Annotated in this window: 10 protein-coding genes; 7 read left to right on the top strand and 3 right to left on the bottom strand. The window is 74.4% G+C overall.

Translation table 11 applies throughout. The features are described 5' to 3' along the window. Nucleotides 1–319 precede the first annotated feature (319 nt). From AC069X_RS12045 to AC069X_RS12055, 3 genes are all read right to left on the bottom strand, one after another. Nucleotides 320–1780: a glutamate synthase subunit beta gene (locus tag AC069X_RS12045; protein WP_478727692.1), complete on the bottom strand. Its 1461-nt coding sequence runs from the start codon at nt 1778–1780 to the stop codon at nt 320–322. Next, nucleotides 1773–6311 carry a glutamate synthase large subunit gene (gene gltB, locus AC069X_RS12050; RefSeq protein ID WP_478728161.1) on the bottom strand — a complete coding sequence of 1513 codons (4539 nt, stop codon included), beginning with the start codon at nt 6309–6311 and terminating at the stop codon, nt 1773–1775. The genes AC069X_RS12045 and gltB overlap by 8 nt, the downstream gene beginning before the upstream one ends. Nucleotides 6312–6744: 433 nt before the next feature. After that, a complete protein-coding gene (locus AC069X_RS12055) occupies nt 6745–7476 on the bottom strand; it encodes a VIT1/CCC1 transporter family protein (RefSeq protein ID WP_478727693.1) in 732 nt (243 codons plus the stop codon). A gap of 282 nt (nt 7477–7758) precedes the next feature. On the opposite strand from AC069X_RS12055, the gene AC069X_RS12060 reads away from it, so the two are divergent. The 7 genes from AC069X_RS12060 to AC069X_RS12090 are packed head-to-tail and all read left to right on the top strand — an operon-like array spanning nt 7759 to nt 15962. Further along, nucleotides 7759–8745, top strand: a complete 987-nt coding sequence (locus AC069X_RS12060) for an ADP-ribosylglycohydrolase family protein (protein ID WP_478727695.1) — start codon at nt 7759–7761, stop codon at nt 8743–8745. Further along, complete coding sequence (locus AC069X_RS12065) at nt 8742–10280, top strand: ADP-ribosylglycohydrolase family protein (protein ID WP_478727697.1); 1539 nt, start codon at nt 8742–8744, stop codon at nt 10278–10280. Before AC069X_RS12060 ends, AC069X_RS12065 begins: the two co-directional genes overlap by 4 nt. 7 nt (nt 10281–10287) lie before the next feature. Further along, a complete protein-coding gene (locus tag AC069X_RS12070; protein WP_478727699.1) occupies nt 10288–11433 on the top strand; it encodes an ADP-ribosylglycohydrolase family protein in 1146 nt (381 codons plus the stop codon). Continuing rightward, nucleotides 11430–13007 carry an ADP-ribosylglycohydrolase family protein gene (locus tag AC069X_RS12075; RefSeq protein ID WP_478727701.1) on the top strand — a complete coding sequence of 526 codons (1578 nt, stop codon included), beginning with the start codon at nt 11430–11432 and terminating at the stop codon, nt 13005–13007. Before AC069X_RS12070 ends, AC069X_RS12075 begins: the two co-directional genes overlap by 4 nt. Next, on the top strand, nt 13004–13921 hold the full coding sequence (rbsK, locus tag AC069X_RS12080; protein WP_478727702.1) for a ribokinase: 918 nt from the start codon (nt 13004–13006) through the stop codon (nt 13919–13921). The genes AC069X_RS12075 and rbsK overlap by 4 nt, the downstream gene beginning before the upstream one ends. Next, nucleotides 13918–15153, top strand: coding sequence for a CaiB/BaiF CoA transferase family protein (locus AC069X_RS12085; RefSeq protein ID WP_478728163.1), 1236 nt, complete (start codon nt 13918–13920; stop codon nt 15151–15153). Before rbsK ends, AC069X_RS12085 begins: the two co-directional genes overlap by 4 nt. After that, complete coding sequence (locus AC069X_RS12090) at nt 15150–15962, top strand: HpcH/HpaI aldolase/citrate lyase family protein (RefSeq protein ID WP_478727704.1); 813 nt, start codon at nt 15150–15152, stop codon at nt 15960–15962. The genes AC069X_RS12085 and AC069X_RS12090 overlap by 4 nt, the downstream gene beginning before the upstream one ends. The last annotated feature ends 6 nt before the right edge of the window (nt 15963–15968 follow it).

Genomic DNA, 15968 nt, shown 5'->3' on the forward strand with positions numbered 1-15968 from the left:
ACGGGCGCGGGTCGGAGTTCCGTACGCCGTTGTACGGACCGTATGAGGGGTCCCGCCGTTCGCGCGGCGGGGGCGCTACCAGTGACACGGGCCGCGCACCGACGGCCGGAGGCCGGCGCAGCCGGGTGAAGCCCGGGAGGCCGCCTGCGGCCGAGCGGTGCGAGCCCGGCGTCCAGAAGGAGTCATGGCGGGCGCGGGTCGGAGTTCCGTACGCCGTTGTACGGACCGTATGAGGGGTCCCGCCGTTCGCGCGGCGGGGGCGCTACCAGTGACACGGGCCGCGCATCAAAGCGGTGCGAGCCCGGCGTCCAGAAGGGGGCTACACCATCAGCGAGCGGTCCGTCGGCTTGACCGGGTACGGGAGGGTGCTGGTGCCGGTCAGGTAGCGGTCCACGCCGCGGGCTGCCGAGCGGCCCTCCGCGATGGCCCACACGATGAGCGACTGGCCGCGGCCCGCGTCACCGGCGACGAAGACGCCGTCGGCGTTGGTGGCGTACGAGGCGTCGCGCGCGATGTTGCCGCGCTCGTCCAGGTCCACGCCGAACTGCTCGACGAGGCCGTTGGCCTGGTCGGTGCCGGTGAAGCCCATCGCCAGGGTGACCAGCTGGGCCGGGAGGACCCGCTCGGTGCCGGGCTTCTGGACCAGCTTGCCGCCCTCGAAGGACACCTCGACCAGGTGCAGGGCCTGGACGTTGCCGTCCTCGTCGCCCTCGAAGTGGGTGGTGGAGACGGAGTAGATCCGCTCGCCGCCCTCCTCGTGAGCCGAGGTGACCTTGTACAGCATCGGGAAGGTCGGCCACGGCATGGACTCCGGGCGGTCCTCCGACGGACGCGGCATGATCTCCAGCTGGGTCACCGAGAGGGCGCCCTGGCGGTGGGCGGTGCCGACGCAGTCCGCGCCGGTGTCGCCGCCGCCGATGACGACCACGTGCTTGCCCTCGGCGGTGATCGGCGGGGCCAGGAAGTCGCCCTCCTGGACCTTGTTCGCGAGCGGGAGGTACTCCATCGCGAAGTGGATGCCCTTGAGGTCACGGCCCGGGACCGGCAGGTCGCGGGAGACCGTGGCGCCCGCCGCGACGACGACCGCGTCGAACCGCTTGCGCAGGTCCGTCGCCGTGATGTCACGGCCGACCTCGATGCCGGTGCGGAACTTGGTGCCCTCCGCGCGCATCTGCTCGATGCGGCGGTTGATGTGCACCTTCTCCATCTTGAACTCGGGGATGCCGTAGCGCAGCAGGCCGCCGATGCGGTCGGCGCGCTCGTACACGACCACGGTGTGGCCGGCCCGGGTCAGCTGCTGGGCGGCGGCGAGACCGGCCGGGCCGGAGCCGATGACGGCCACGGTCTTGCCGGACAGGCGCTCGGGGGCCTGCGGGGTGACGTCGCCGTTGTCCCAGGCCTGGTCGATGATCGAGACTTCGACGTTCTTGATCGTGACGGCCGGCTGGTTGATGCCGAGGACGCACGCCGACTCGCACGGAGCGGGGCACAGGCGGCCCGTGAACTCGGGGAAGTTGTTCGTCGCGTGGAGGCGCTCCGACGCGGCCGCCCAGTCCTCGCGGTACGCGTAGTCGTTCCACTCGGGGATCAGGTTCCCGAGCGGGCAGCCGTTGTGGCAGAACGGGATGCCGCAGTCCATGCAGCGGCCGGCCTGCTTGCTGATGATCGGGAGCAGCGAGCCCGGGACGTAGACCTCGTTCCAGTCCTTGAGGCGTTCGGCCACGGGACGGGTGCAGGCGGTCTCGCGCGGGGTGGTGAGGAAGCCCTTCGGGTCAGCCATTGGTCGCCGCCTCCATCATCTTCTCGGTGGTCTCGGACTCGGAGAGTCCGGCCAGCTCAGCGGCGTCCTTGGCGGCGAGCACTGCCTTGTACGTGGTCGGGATGATCTTGCTGAAGCGGGCCGCGGCGGCGTCCCAGTCAGCCAGGAGCTTCGCGGCCACGGTCGAGCCGGTCTCCTCCTCGTGGCGGCGCACCACATCGTGCAGCCACTGCTTGTCGGCGTCCGAAGGGGCCTCGACGGCCTCCGCGTTGCCGACGTTGACCTGGCGGGGGTCGAGGTCGATGACGTACGCGACGCCGCCCGACATGCCGGCCGCGAAGTTGCGGCCCGTCTCGCCGAGGACGACCGCCGTACCGCCGGTCATGTACTCGCAGCCGTGGTCGCCCACTCCCTCCGAGACGACCAGGGCGCCGGAGTTGCGGACGCAGAAGCGCTCGCCGGTGCGGCCGCGCAGGAACATCTCGCCGCCGGTGGCTCCGTAGCCGATGGTGTTGCCAGCGATGACGGAGTACTCGGCGAGGTGGTCGGCGGCGCGGTCCGGGCGGACCACGATGCGGCCGCCGGAGAGGCCCTTGCCGACGTAGTCGTTGGCGTCGCCCTCCAGGCGGAGGGTGACGCCCTTCGGCAGGAAGGCGCCGAAGGACTGGCCGGCCGAACCGGTGAAGGTCAGGTCGATCGTGTTGTCGGGCAGGCCCGCGCCGCCGAACTTCTTGGTGACGTGGTGGCCGAGCATGGTGCCGACGGTCCGGTTGATGTTGCGGATCGCCACCTGGGCGCGGACCGGCTGGGCCGCCTCGGCGGTCTCGGCGTTCAACGCGTCGGCGGCGAGCTCGACGAGCTCGTTGTCGAGGGCCTTCTCCAGGCCGTGGTCCTGCTCGACCAGGGCGTGACGGACCGCGCCCTCGGGCAGGTCGGGCACGTGGAAGAGGGGCTCCAGGTCGAGGCCCTGGGCCTTCCAGTGCGTGACGGCCTTGCTGGTGTCGAGGAGCTCGGCGTGGCCGACGGCCTCCTCGATGGTGCGGAAGCCCAGCTCGGCGAGGAGCTCGCGCACCTCCTCCGCGATGAACTCGAAGAAGTTGACGACGAACTCGGGCTTGCCGGAGAAGCGGTCGCGCAGGACCGGGTTCTGGGTGGCGATGCCGACGGGGCAGGTGTCCAGGTGGCAGACGCGCATCATGACGCAGCCGGAGACGACGAGCGGCGCGGTCGCGAAACCGAACTCCTCGGCGCCGAGCAGCGCGGCGATGACGACGTCGCGGCCGGTCTTGAGCTGGCCGTCGGTCTGGACGACGATGCGGTCGCGCAGCCCGTTGAGCAGCAGGGTCTGCTGGGTCTCGGCGAGGCCGAGCTCCCAGGGGCCGCCCGCGTGCTTGAGCGAGGTGAGCGGGGAGGCGCCCGTTCCGCCGTCGTGGCCGGAGATCAGGACGACGTCCGCGTGGGCCTTGGACACACCGGCCGCGACCGTACCGACGCCGACCTCGGACACGAGCTTCACGTGGATGCGCGCGACCGGGTTGGCGTTCTTGAGGTCGTGGATCAGCTGGGCCAGGTCCTCGATGGAGTAGATGTCGTGGTGCGGCGGCGGCGAGATCAGGCCGACACCCGGCGTCGAGTGACGCGTCTTGGCGACCCACGGGTAGACCTTGTGGCCGGGCAGCTGGCCGCCCTCGCCGGGCTTGGCGCCCTGCGCCATCTTGATCTGGATGTCGTCCGCGTTGACCAGGTACTCGCTCGTGACGCCGAAGCGGCCGGAGGCGACCTGCTTGATCGAGGAGCGGCGCGCCGGGTCGTACAGGCGGTCGGGGTCCTCGCCGCCCTCACCGGTGTTGGACTTGCCGCCCAGCTGGTTCATGGCGATGGCGAGGGTCTCGTGCGCCTCCTTGGAGATGGAGCCGTACGACATGGCGCCGGTGGAGAAGCGCTTGACGATCTCGGAGACCGGCTCGACCTCGTCGATGGAGATCGACGGGCGGTCGGACTTGAAGCCGAACAGGCCGCGGAGCGTCATCAGGCGCTCGGACTGCTCGTTCACCCGGTCCGTGTACTTGCGGAAGATGTCGTACCGGCGGTTGCGGGTCGCGTGCTGGAGGCGGAAGACCGTTTCCGGGTCGAACAGGTGCGGCTCGCCCTCGCGGCGCCACTGGTACTCGCCGCCGATCTCCAGCGCGCGGTGCGTGGCGGGGATGCCGGAGGCCGGGTACGCCTTGGCGTGGCGCGCGGCCACCTCCTTGGCGATGACGTCCAGGCCGGCGCCGCCGATCTTGGTGGCGGTGCCCGCGAAGTAGGTGCCGACGAACTCCTCGTTCAGGCCGACGGCCTCGAAGACCTGGGCGCCGCGGTAGGAGGCGACGGTGGAGATGCCCATCTTCGACATGACCTTGAGGACGCCCTTGCCGAGGGCGTAGATCAGGTTCTTGATGGCCTTCTCGGGCTCCAGGCCGGAGAGGAAGGTGCCGGCGCGCAGGAGGTCCTCGACGGACTCCATGGCCAGGTACGGGTTGACTGCGGCGGCGCCGTAGCCGATGAGCAGGGCGACGTGGTGGACCTCGCGGACGTCACCGGCCTCGACGAGCAGGCCCACCTGGGTGCGCTGCTTGGTGGCGATGAGGTGGTGGTGCACGGCGGAGGTGAGCAGCAGCGACGGGATCGGCGCGTGCTCGGCGTCCGAGTGGCGGTCCGAGAGGACGATCAGGCGGGCGCCGGCCGCGATGGCGGCGTCGGCCTCGGCGCGGATCTCCTCGATGCGGGCGGCGAGGGCGTCGCCGCCGCCGGAGACCCGGTAGAGGCCCGACAGGGTCGCGGCCTTCATGCCGGGCATGTCGCCGTCGGCGTTGATGTGGATGAGCTTGGCGAGCTCGTCGTTGTCGATCACCGGGAAGGGCAGGGTGACGCTGCGGCAGGACGCGGCGGTCGGCTCCAGCAGGTTGGACTGCGGGCCGATCGAGGACAGCAGCGAGGTGACGAGCTCCTCGCGGATGGCGTCCAGCGGCGGGTTGGTGACCTGCGCGAAGAGCTGGGTGAAGTAGTCGAAGAGCAGCCGGGGGCGCTCGGACAGGGCCGCGATGGGCGAGTCCGTGCCCATGGAGCCGAGGGCTTCGCCGCCCGTGCGGGCCATGGGCGCGATGATGACGCGCAGCTCTTCCTCGGTGTAGCCGAAGGTCTGCTGGCGGCGGGTGACCGAGGCGTGGGTGTGCACGATGTGCTCGCGCTCGGGCAGGTCCGTCAGCTCGATCTCGCCGGTCTCCAGCCACTCCGCGTAGGGGGCGGCGGCGGCCAGCTCGTCCTTGATCTCGTCGTCCTCGACGATGCGCTTCTGCGCGGTGTCGACGAGGAACATCTTGCCGGGCTGGAGGCGGCCCTTGCGGACGACCTTGGCCGGGTCGATGTCGAGGACGCCGACCTCGGAGCCGAGGACGACGAGGCCGTCGTCGGTGACCCAGTAGCGGCCGGGGCGCAGGCCGTTGCGGTCGAGGACCGCGCCGACCTGGGTGCCGTCGGTGAAGGTGACGCAGGCCGGGCCGTCCCAGGGCTCCATCATCGTGGAGTGGTACTGGTAGAACGCGCGGCGGGCCGGGTCCATGGAGGCGTGGTTCTCCCAGGCCTCCGGGATCATCATCAGCACGCTGTGCGGCAGCGACCGGCCGCCGAGGTGGAGCAGCTCCAGGACCTCGTCGAAGGAGGCCGAGTCGGAGGCGTCCGGGGTGCAGATCGGGAAGATGCGGTCCAGGGCGGCCTCGCCGAAGGCGGAGGTGGCCAGCTGGGACTCGCGGGCCTTCATCCAGTTCCGGTTGCCCTTGACCGTGTTGATCTCGCCGTTGTGCGCGACGAAGCGGTACGGGTGGGCGAGCGGCCAGGACGGGAAGGTGTTCGTCGAGAACCGGGAGTGGACCAGGGCGAGCGCCGAGGCGAAGCGGCGGTCGGAGAGGTCCGGGAAGAAGGGCTCCAGCTGGCCGGTGGTCAGCATGCCCTTGTAGACGATGGTGCGGGCGGAGAGCGACGGGAAGTAGACGCCGGCCTCGCGCTCGGCGCGCTTGCGCAGGACGAAGGCCTTGCGGTCCAGCTCGATGCCGGTGCTGCCGTTGCTCACGAAGAGCTGCGAGAAGGCGGGCATCGTGGTGCGGGCGCCGTTGCCGAGCAGGTCCGGGGTGACCGGGACCTCGCGCCAGCCGAGGACCGTGAGGTTCTCCTCGGCGGCGATGGCCTCGATCTGCTCCACGGCGACGGCCTGTGCGGTGCCGTCGGCGGGGAGGAAGGCGATGCCGACGGCGTAGGCGCCGGCCTCGGGGAGATCGAATCCGGCGACCTCGCGGAGGAAGGCGTCCGGCACCTGGGACAGGATGCCCGCGCCGTCGCCGGAGTCCGGCTCGGAGCCGGTGGCGCCGCGGTGCTCGAGGTTCCGCAGGACGGTCAGGGCCTGCTCGACGAGGGTGTGGGTGGCCTCGCCGGTGAGGTTCGCCACGAATCCGACGCCGCAGGCGTCCTTCTCGTTGCGCGGGTCGTACATGCCCTGCTGGGCGGGGCGACCGTCCATGGGCGACCAGGCGGTGTTGCTGAGGCCGGTCGCGGAGTGCGTGGATGCGGAACGCATCGGCTCTCCCGTCGTCGTCGTGGCAATGTGCTAGCCGAGGGACGACGTTGGCCCTCTGCGAAATTTCGTGCAGGTTACATGATGACGGTAATTCCGAGAACCGGATATCACATTCCAGCATGCGGACACTGCGCGAGGCAGAAAGAAGGGACCTTCAAGGGGTTTCTCGGGGGTGCAGAGGCTCCTGCGAGGAGTGCCGCGGCTCTGCGGGGGCTTCGCGGAGGCTTCTGCTGGGACAACACGGGTCGAAGGTCCCGGCGCGAGAGGGCATCGTTGCCCGGCGCCCTGGTCTGATGCCCAGCGGTGACGGAACCGAAACCACCGGGTAACGGACTACTTATGTTGCGTACTGCATAGTGTCTCACTCCCGACGCCGTTAGCCTATGGCGCCGCCGATCCAGGTTCCCAGGATGTACGTCACACCCGCGGCGGCGCCACCCAGGACAAGCTGGCGCATACCGCTGTACCACCACGACCGGGCCGTGACCCGCGCGACCACCGCGCCGCAGACGAAGAGCCCGAGCAGCGCCAGCAGCACGGCCGGCCACAGGGCGGTCGCCCCGAGCAGGTAGGGCAGGACGGGGAGCAGCGCGCCCAGCGCGAAGGAACCGAAGGACGACACGGCCGCGACCAGCGGCGAGGGCAGGTCGTCGGGGTCGATCCCGAGCTCCTCGCGGGCGTGGATCTCCAGCGCCTGGTCCGGGTCGCGGGAGAGCTGCATCGCGACCTCGCGGGCGAGGGCGGGCTCGACCCCGCGCGAGACGTAGAGCTCGGCCAGCTCCTCCATCTCGTCGACGGGGTGCTTGCGCAGCTGCTGGCGCTCCACGTCCAGCTCGGCGAGGACCAGCTCGCGCTGCGAGGCGACGGAGGTGTACTCGCCGGCCGCCATCGAGAACGCGCCGGCCGCGAGACCGGCGAGGCCGGTGATGACGATCGTCGCGGGGGCCACCGCACCGCCGGCCACACCGGTCATCAGGGCCAGGTTGGAGACGAGCCCGTCCATGGCGCCGAAGACAGCCGGCCGCAGCCATCCGCCGTTGACGTCGCGGTGGGTGTGGTTGTCGCGGTGGGCGGTGTGCAGCGGTGCTTCGATGTCGATGATGGACATGCGGCATATCTCCCCTCTTGTACGAGCGGGGACGAGCGGGTACGCGAAAGCAACGCGCAGCTGTGCCCGGGCGCGGGGCGCTCCCCCTGAACACCTCGAAAGTACGCACGATTTTCGGCTCCCGCCAGCAAGGAAGGCCGTACTTACCTGGGGTTTCGCGGGTCGGCGACCGGGTGACGGGGGTGCGCGGGGGGCGTTTCGCGGCGACCGACAAACCTCATGCCGTGGCACAAATCCCCCAAGGGCTCATGATGGGTCCCCCACCAAGTGGAGAGGCGCGCCATGGAGCTGATTGCATGCAATCCGCAGGTCCTCCTCGAACGGGCCAGGGGCGCGCTCCTCGGCCTCGCCGTGGGTGACGCGCTGGGCGCCCCCGCGGAGAACATGAAGCCGTCGGAGATCCGGGCGAAGTGGGGCCGGATCGAGGGGTTCGTCTCGGACGACCCGGCGGGCACCGACGACACCGAGTACGCGATCTTCTCGGGCCTGCTGCTGGCCCGCCACGGCTCCGCCCTCACCGTCGCGCACGTCGAACGGGCCTGGCACCACTGGATCGCGGACCTGGACGAGGGCCCCTTCCGGGGCGCGGGCTTCTCGGAGCGCGGCACGCTGGAGAACCTCCGCCGGGGCCTGGCGGCGCCGATCTCGGCCCAGCACCGGCACGCGTGGTCGGACGGCCTGGCGATGCGGGCGGCGCCGTTCGGGGTGTTCGCGGCGGGCCGCCCGGCGGAGGCGGCCCGGCTCGTCGCCATCGACGGCACGGTCAGCCACGACGGCGAGGGCATCTACGGCGGCCAGGCCGTCGCCGCCGGGGTCGCGGCCGCCATGGCCGGCGGCTCCCCCGCCTCGGTCGTCTCGGCCGCCCTGTCGGTCATCCCCTCCGACTCCTGGACGGCCCGCTCGCTGCGCCGCGCCGTCACGGCCGCCCCGCGCGGGGAGCGGGCGGTGCGCTCGGCGGTGGTCATCGGCGGCTACCCGTGGACCGACCTGGCGCCGGAGGCGGTGGGGCTGGCCTTCGGGGCCTTCGCCGCCTGCGGGGGCGACTTCCCGGGCTCGGTCCTCACCGCAGTGAACATGGGCCGGGACGCCGACACCACGGCGGCGGTGGCGGGCGCCCTGGCGGGGGCACTGTCGGGCGCCGCCGCCGTCCCCGCCCCCTGGGCCGCGGCCATCGGCCCGGTCCGCGGCAGCTGCCTCCCGTCGATGCGCGGCTACCACGTCCTGGACATCGCCGACCTCCTCACCCCGGAAACCGAGCCCGCCCGATGACCCCGGACACCGCCCTCACCGACCCGCCCGCCCAGGACCTCCCCCGCACCCCGGCCCCAGCGGCCGAGGGGCCGCACCCGGGCGACGGAGCCGGGCCGGGCACGGCCCCGCGCCCGCCCACCGCCCCGGGGGACGCGACGCCCCCGGCCACTGCCGGCGCCCCGCCGCCCACCGGCATCACCTGGGCCGGCCGGCCCGGACCGGCGGCGCCCACCCCCGCCACCGCGACCGCCCCCGCAGCCGGGGCCGGGACGCGGGCAGCCGGAGGCGGGGCCCCGGGGGCCGGGGGCTCGCCCCCGGTTCCGGGAAGGGGCGGGGCGGGGGACATCGCCGCCCCCGGCCGGACCCCGCGCACGGAGCCGCGTACCGCACCGGCCCCGCCGCCGCAGGCGAGCCGTGCCCCCGCCACCCCGCCGGAGGCCGCCCGGCGGATCGAGGGGGTGCTCCTCGGGCTCGCCGCGGGCGACGCCGCCGGGTGGCCCGCCGCCCGGCACCGGGCCAGCCGGATGCCCGAGTGGACCCGCCGCCTCACCCGCGAACTCGACACCTTCGCCGAGCAGAACGCCACCACCACCCTCCCCGTCCCCATCGCCCTCAACCAGCCCCCCGAACCGCTGCGCCTCGGCCCCTCCGACGACGCCGAATGGGCCGCCTTCGCCGCCGAATCCGTACTCACCGCCGCCGGCGTGCTGCTCAGCGACCTCTCCCGCTCCCGCCGCATGCGCGCCGCCATCGACCTCGCCTGGAACGCCCTGGCCAGCGAGGTGGCCGCCGCCGCGGAACGCGCTCCCGAGGTCGAGTCCGCCGTCCTGCCCATGCGCGCCCGGATCTCCGTACGCGCCGGTCTCGGCAACCTCGCCGCCGGGCTGCGCCCGCCCGCCACCGGCCACGACAACCCGCACTACTTCGACGACGCCGCCTGCGTCCGCGCCTGCGTCCTCGCCGTCGTACACCCCGGCGACCCCGAAGCGGCGGCGGACCTCGCCGAGTTCGACGCCCGCTACACCCAGGACGGCGACGGCGTCCACGGCGCCCGCGCCATGGCCGCCGCCGTCGCCGCCGCCCTCGCCGGAGCGGACACCGACACCGCCGTCGAGGCCGCGCTCGCCCAGCTGCCCGCCGTCACCGAGGTCGGCCGCAACGCCCGCCACGCCGTCAAGCTCGCACGCGCGGAGACCGGCGGCGCCTTCGCCCTCGTCCCCCTGCTGGAGCACCAGATCGTCGACCACGTCTACAGCTACGGCATCGCCGCCGCCGAGACCGTCCCCGTCGCCCTCGCCCTGGCCACCGCCGCCCGCGGCAGGGCCTGCGAGGCCGTCCCGGCCGCCGCCTGCCTGTCCCGCGTCGCCGACTCCGCCCCCGCCCTCGCGGGCGCCCTCACCGGCGCCCTCGGCGGCGGCGGCTCCCTGCCCGCCTCCTGGCGCGAGGCCTGCCGCACCCTCTCCGGCTGCGCCCTGCCCCGGCTGGCCGGAACCGACCTCGTCGAACTCGCCGCGCTGCTCTCGCGTACGGAACTCACCACCCTGAAGGGATGATTCGGGCATGACCCTCACACTGGAGGACCGGTTCTCGGGCGCTCTCGTCGGCGCCGCCGTGGGCGACGCCCTCGGCGGGCCGGTGGAGGGCTGGTCCCCGGAGCAGATCAGCGAACGGCACGGCGGCCGCGTGCACGGCATCGTCGGCCCCTGGCACGAGGACTGGCGCACCGCCCGGCCCATCGCCCCGTACCACAAGGGCGACGGCCACGTCACCGACGACACCCTCATGACGCACGCGCTGGTGCGCGTCTACGCGGCCGTACGCGACCACCTGGACGCCTACGCGGTCGCCGAGCACCTCGTGCCCGACCTGATGGGCACCCCGCGCTGGATCCCCGAGCTGGAGACCGAGGCCCTGCCCCTCCAGCGGATCTTCCTCGCCGAGAAGTGGATCGTGGCCCGGCTGCACTACGCGCACGCGGACCCGCGCGAGGCCGGCGCCGGCAACATCGTCAACTGCGGTGCGGCGATGTACATGGCGCCCGTCGGCCTGGTCAACGCCGGCAACCCGGCCGCCGCCTACGCCGAGGCGCTGGACGTCGCGGGCGCGCACCAGTCCTCGTACGGGCGCGAGGCGGCGGGCGTCTTCGCCGCGGCCGTCGCGGCGGCCTGCGCCCCGGGCGCGACGGCCGCGTCCGTCGTGGACACCGCGCTGGCCCTGGCCAAGGACGGCACCCGCGACGCCATCGCGGCCGTACGCGAAGTCGCGCTGCGGCACCGGGAGTTCGAGTCGGCGCTCGCCCCGCTGCGGGCCGCCGTGGCCCCGTACGACTCGGTCGGTCCGGACTACCGGGCGCCCTCGCTCGGCGCCCGGCGCCCCTCGCGGCTGCACTCCATCGAGGAGCTCCCGATCGCCCTCGGGATGCTGCTCGTCGCCGGCGGACGGTACGAGACCTCGGTGCTCGGCGCGGTCAACTACGGCCGCGACTGCGACTCCACCGCCACCATGGCCGGGGCGATCGCCGGCGCCCTGGGCGGGGAGTCGGCGGTACCGGCCGCCTGGGCGAAGCAGGTCGCCGAAGCCAGCCGGCTCGACCTGCACGCCCCGGCCGCCGCACTGGCCGCCGTGGCCCGGGAGGTCTTCGACCGGGACCGCGCCCGCCGGCGCGCCCACGAGGCCGCCTTCGCCGCCCTCACCCCCGCGCGATGACGGCCCCCTGCACCGGGCACACCCCGGCCCCCGCCACCGCCCCGGGCAACGCCGCCGCCTTGGGCACCCCCGCCAACACCGCCCCGCCCACCACCGCCGCCCTGGGCAGCACCGACGCCTTGGGCACCCCCGCTCCGGCCACCACCGCCCCCGGCCGGGTGCGGCTCACCTGGGTGCAGCCCGAGGACCTGGTCGGCCACGAGCTGCGCCAGGCCGCCGAGGACGGCCGCGACCCCGGCCCCGCCCTGCGCGCCTGGCTCGCGGCGGGCGGCCGCCCGGCCCCCGCCCGGGCCGGGGCCTCCGCCGCCCCGGCCGCGCCGGACCTGCGGGCGCTCGCCACCCGCCTGCTGACCGGGCTCGCGGAGCTCCCCGTCCCCTCGGCGGCCGCGGAGCCCACCGACTGGCCCGCCATCCGGGCCACCTGGCCCGCGCCGCAGACCCGGGAACCGGCCGCGGCCGGGACCGGCCCCGCCACCGCGCCCGCGCACCCCGGCCCGCCCGGCACGGCGCCGGAACCCGGGCTGCGCCGCAGGCTGGAGGCCGCCTGGCTCGGGCGGGCCGTCGGCTGCGTCCTCGGCAAGCCCGTCGAGAAGCTCCCCCTCGACGGCATCCGGGCCCTCGCCCGCGCCGCCGGGAACTGGCCGCTGGACGACTGGTTCACCGCACGCGGCGTCCCCGCCGGGCTGCTGGCCGCGTACCCGTGGAACCGCCGCTCCGCGTCCACCTCCCTCGCCGAGAACATCGACGGCGCGCCCGAGGACGACGACCTCGACCACCCCCTCCTCGGGCTGCTGCTGCTCCGGCGGCACGGCAAGGGCTTCACCACCGCCGACCTGGCCCGCCTCTGGCTCGACGAACTCCCCGCCGGCCGCACCTTCACCGCCGAGCGCGTCGCCTACCGCAACCTCCTCCAAGGGCTGGAACCCCCGCGCACGGCCACCCACCACAACCCCTTCCGCGAGTGGATCGGCGCCCTCATCCGCGCCGACGTCCACGGCTGGACCAACCCCGGCGACCCGGCCGCGGCCGCCGAACAGGCCTGGCGGGACGCCACCCTCACCCACACCGCCAACGGGGTGTACGCCGCCCTCTTCGCCGCCGCCGCCATCGCCGAGGCCGCCTCCGGCCGGGCCGACGTGCACCGCGCGCTGCGGGCCGGGCTGGCCGTCGTACCGCCCGCCTCGCGCCTCGCCGAAGCCGTCCGCTTCGGGATCCGCGCGGCCGGCGAGGAGGCCTGCTTCGACCGCGTCGTAGACCGGCTGCACGCCCGCTACGGCCGCTACCACTGGGTGCACGCCGTCCCGAACACCGCCCTGATCGCCGCCGCCCTCACCCACGCCGACGGGGACTTCACCCACTCCGTGTGCCGGGCCGTGTCCGGCGGCTGGGACACCGACTCCAACGGCGCCACCGCCGGATCGCTCGCCGGGCTGCTGGCCGGCTCCCCCGACCGGATCCCGGACCGCTGGACCGCCCCGCTGGGGAACCGCCTCGCCACCACCGTCGCCGGTTTCGACGGCGTCGGCTTCGACACCCTCGCCCACCTCACCGCCCAGGAGGCAGCCCGCTCATGACGGCCATCGCCGTGCTCGGCAGTACCAACATGGACCTCGTCGCCTACGTGCCCAAGGCCCCCCGCCTCGGGGAGACCGTCACCGGGCGGGAGTTCCGCACGGTCCCCGGCGGCAAGGGCGCCAACCAGGCGGTGGCCGCCGCGCGCCTCGGCGGGGAGGTGGTGATGATCGGCGCGGTCGGGGCGGACGAGTTCGGCGTACGGCTGCGGGCCGGGCTGGCCTCGGCCGGGGTCGAGACCGCCGCCCTGCGCACCGTCGAGGGCGCCAGCGGCACCGCGCACATCACCGTCGACGACGAGGGCGCCAACAGCATCGTCGTCATCCCCGGCGCGAACGGCCTGGTCACCGGCCTGGAGGCGGGCGACGCCTCGCGGATCGGCGCCGCCGACTGCCTGCTGCTCCAGCTGGAGCTGCCGCTGGAGGCCGTCGTCGCCGGGGCGGAGGCGGCCCGCGCGCACGGGGTCCGCACCGTCCTCACTCCGGCCCCCGCACAGCCGCTGCCCGCCGGGCTGCTGACCGCCACCGACCTCCTGGTGCCGAACGAGCACGAGGCCGCCGCGCTCACCGGGCTCACCGATCCGCACCGGGCCGCCGAGGCGCTGCTGCGCGAAGTGCCCGAGGTGGTGGTCACCCTGGGCGCGGCCGGCTGCCTGTACGCGGCCCGGGGGCGCGAGCCCCTCACGGTGGCGGCCCCCCGGGTGCGGGCGGTGGACACCACCGCCGCCGGGGACACGTTCGTCGGGGCGCTGGCGGTGGCGCTCGGGGAGGGCCGCGCCATGCCCGAGGCGCTGCGCTGGGCCTCGCTGGCGGCGGCGCTGTCCGTCCAGCGGCCCGGGGCGCAGGACTCGATGCCGACCCGCGCCGAGGTCACCCGGGCCGAGGCCGCCCGGGCCGCCGAGGGGGCGGCGTGGTGACGCGCCCGGAGGCGACGGGGACGGCCCCGGCCGGGACGCAGGCGTCCGGCGGCCCCCTGGCGGGGCTGCGCGTGCTCGACCTGGCCACGCTCTTCGCCGGACCGCTGGCCGCCACCCTGCTCGGGGACTTCGGCGCCGAGGTGGTGAAGGTCGAGCACCCCCGCCGGCCCGACCCCTCCCGGGGCCACGGGCCCGCCAAGGACGGGGTCGGGCTGTGGTGGAAGCTGCTCGGGCGGAACAAGCGGACGATGACCCTCGACCTGTCCACGCCCGGCGGCCGGGACACCCTGCTGCGGCTGGCCGCCACCGCCGACGTGGTCGTCGAGAACTTCCGCCCCGGCACCCTGGAGCGCTGGGGCCTGGGCTGGCCGGAGCTGTCCGCCGCCAACCCGCGCCTCGTCCTGGCCCGCGTCACGGCCTTCGGGCAGCAGGGCCCGTACGCCCATCGCCCGGGCTTCGGCACCCTCGCCGAGGCGATGAGCGGCTTCGCCTCGATCACCGGGGAGCCGGACGGGCCGCCGACCCTTCCACCGTTCGGCCTCGCCGACTCCATCGCCGCGCTGACCTGCGCGTACGCGGTGATGACCGCGCTGGCCGGGCGGGAGCGGACCGGTCACGGGCAGGTGGTCGACCTGGCGATCATCGAACCGATCCTGACCGTCCTCGGCCCGCACCCCCTCTGGTACGACCAGCTCGGTTACGTCCAGCCCCGCACCGGCAACCGCTCCGCCAACAACGCCCCCCGCAACACCTACCGCAGCGCCGACGGCCGCTGGCTGGCGGTGTCCACTTCGGCGCAGTCCGTCGCGGAGCGCGTGCTGCGGCTCGTCGGCCGGCCGGAGCTGATCGCCGAGCCCTGGTTCGCGACCGGTTCCGGCCGGGCGGCGCACGCGGAGGTCCTCGACGGGGCGGTCGGCGGCTGGATCGCCCGTCACAAGGCCGACGACGTGCTCGCGGCCTTCGAGGAGGCCGAGGCCGCCGTCGCCCTCGTCTACGACGTCCGGGACGTGATGGCCGATCCGCAGTTCGCGGCCCTCGACACGGTCACCGAGGTCGAGGACCCCGAGCTGGGCCCCCTCCGGATGCAGAACGTCCTCTTCCGGCTGTCCGAGACCCCCGGCGGGATCCGCTGGGCCGGCCGCCCGCACGGCGCGGACACCGACTCCGTCCTGACCGAGCTCGGCCTCACCGGCGCCGAGATCTCCGCTCTCCGCCTGGAGGGGGCCCTGTGATCCTGACCTGGCTCTACGCACCCGGGGACCGCCCCGAGGTGGTGGCGAAGGCCCTGCGCAGCGGGGCCGACGCCGTCATCGTCGACCTGGAGGACTCGGTGTCGGTCTCGCGCAAGGAGTACGCCCGCGCGGCCACCGCCGAACTGCTCACCGAGCGGCCCCCGGTCCCCGTCCACGTCCGCGTCAACGCCCTCGGCTCACCCTGGTCGGGCGCCGACCTCACCGCGCTGTCCCGGCTGCACGGCCTCGCGGGTCTGCGGCTGCCGAAGGTCGACGCGCCGGAACAGATCGTCCGGGTCGCGGACCGCACCGGAGGGGTGGCGCTGTACGCGCTGCTGGAGTCCGCGCTGGGGGTGGAGAGGGCGTACGAGATCGCACGCGCCCACCCTTCCCTGCAGGGGCTGACGCTGGGCGAGGCGGACCTGTGCGCGGACCTCGGCGTCTGCGCCGAGAGCGGGCTGGACTGGCCGCGTTCCAGGGTCGTCGTGGCCGCCCGGGCCGCAGGGCTGGCTCCGCCGGCCCAGTCGGTCTTCCCTGACATCCGGGACCTGGAAGCGCTGGCCGCCTCCTGCGCGCGGGGCCGGGCCCTGGGCTTCCTCGGCCGTGCGGCGATCCACCCGCGGCAGCTGCCGGTGATCGAGCGGGCCTTCCTCCCGGGGCCCGAGGAGGTCACCGCCGCCGAGGAGATCGTCACGGCCGCCCGTGCCACGCCGGGGGCCCTCGCCCTCCCGGACGGCCGCTTCGTCGACCCCGCGGTGGTCGCGGCCGCCCACCGCACCCTGTCCTTGTCCCAGCGCGCCCATTCCTGACGGGCC

The organism is Streptomyces sp. NPDC043896 (assembly GCF_056435605.1).